Raw genomic sequence first — 1631 nt, 5'->3', positions numbered from 1 at the left:
CCAACTTTACCTGCCAATGGATTTAGAAGAGGATATTCCAGAAAACCACCTCGTTCGTGTCGTGAATGCCGCTATAAATCGGCTAGACGACGCTATCTTTGACGCTGCCTATCCTGGCGGCGGACGCGACAGCTATCACCCTAAAATGCTGACCAAAGTCATTATTTACGCCTACACCCAGCGCATCTATTCCTCAAGGCAAATCGCCAAATCTGTACGCGAGAACATTCCCTTCATGTGGCTGGCCGGAAGGCAACGTCCGGATTTTCGCACCATTAACCGTTTCCGTTCCCAGCGTATGCGGGATGTTTTAGAAACTGTCTTTACCGTTATCCTTCAGTTTCTTGCGAACGAAAAATACATCTCCCTAGAGCATTACTTTGTAGATGGCACGAAGATCGAAGCGAATGCGAATCGCTATACCTTCGTCTGGGGTAAGGCTGTCCTTAAGCACAAGAAGAAGCTTCAAGAAAAAGTCCATACGCTGTTTGCCGACATTGAAGCCACAGAAAAACAAGAAGAATATGAATGCCAAGCCCAAGACCCTGCAGAGCTCGGAGAGTCTACCACAATCACGAGCGAGAAGCTCGAACAAATGACACAGACACTTGAAGCCCAGCTAGTGGAAAAACCCAAAGACAAGCGCCTAAAGAAAGCCGCTCGGACGCTCCGCAAAGATTTGTTACCCAGGCTGCAGAAATACGAGCAGTACCAAACACTACTCGGAGACCGGAATAGCTTTAGCAAGACAGATCCAGATGCAACTTTCATGCGGATGAAGGAAGACCACATGTGCAATGGTCAACTCAAACCAGGCTACAATGTACAGATTGGAACGGAAAACCAGTTTATTTTGGCTTACAGTCTACACCAAAGACCAACAGACACTCGTTGCTTCTTGCCACATCTAGAGCATGTAAAAACAACACTTGGAAAGTTTCCTCAAACGGTCATTGCAGATGCAGGCTACGGTAGTGAAGAAAACTACGCATACTTGGAAAAAGAAAAGATTCAAGGTGTTGTGAAGTATGGGAACTACCACAAGGAAAAAAGCAAAGCGTGGAAAGAGAATGTGGGGAAAATTGAGAACTGGACATACGACAAAGCCGAGGATACGTGGAAGTGCCCTGTCGGACAAACATTGTATTTCCGAAAAGAAAGCAAGGAAGTCTTGGAGAGTGGCTATGAAATTCGAAAACGTCATTACCGCAGCCCAAGTTGCGAGGGCTGCCCAATGAAGGAACGTTGTACAAAAGCCGAAGGAAACCGTGAAGTAGTCGTTAGTCTGGAACGACTACGTTACCAGAACCAGGCTCGGGAGATTCTAAGGAGTGAAGAAGGTTACGATTTGTCGGTACGCCGAATGACGGAACCGGAGAGTGTGTTTGGACAACTGAAAAACAACCGGGGATTCCGGCGATTTCTGCTTCGCGGCATGGAGAAAGTGACGCTTGAGGTCGGTTGGCTTTCGCTTGCCCATAATTTGCTGAAGCAAGCCGCAATGGAGCAAAAAAGCAGAGCAGCGATTCTCCACTAACAGGAGAATCGCTGCTCTGTTCACTTTTTGTGCTATTTAGGAAAAAGAAGGCTGTCTCATGTCGTAGAAAATCTACTTTTGAGACAGCCCCTTT

The 1631-nt window shown here is 47.0% G+C and carries 1 protein-coding gene; it reads left to right on the top strand.

From position 1 onward, the window contains the following. On the top strand, positions 1–1537 hold a 1537-nt coding region (locus tag CA598_RS31520; protein ID WP_143812496.1), incomplete at its 5' end, for an IS1182 family transposase. Positions 1538–1631 lie beyond the last annotated feature (94 nt).

The organism is Paenibacillus sp. VTT E-133291 (genome assembly GCF_002264395.1).
GTDB classification, from domain to species: domain Bacteria; phylum Bacillota; class Bacilli; order Paenibacillales; family Paenibacillaceae; genus Paenibacillus_AQ; species Paenibacillus_AQ nitricinens.
The sequence above is the reverse complement of the archived record's forward strand: the minus strand, read 5'-3'. Positions and strand labels throughout refer to the sequence as shown.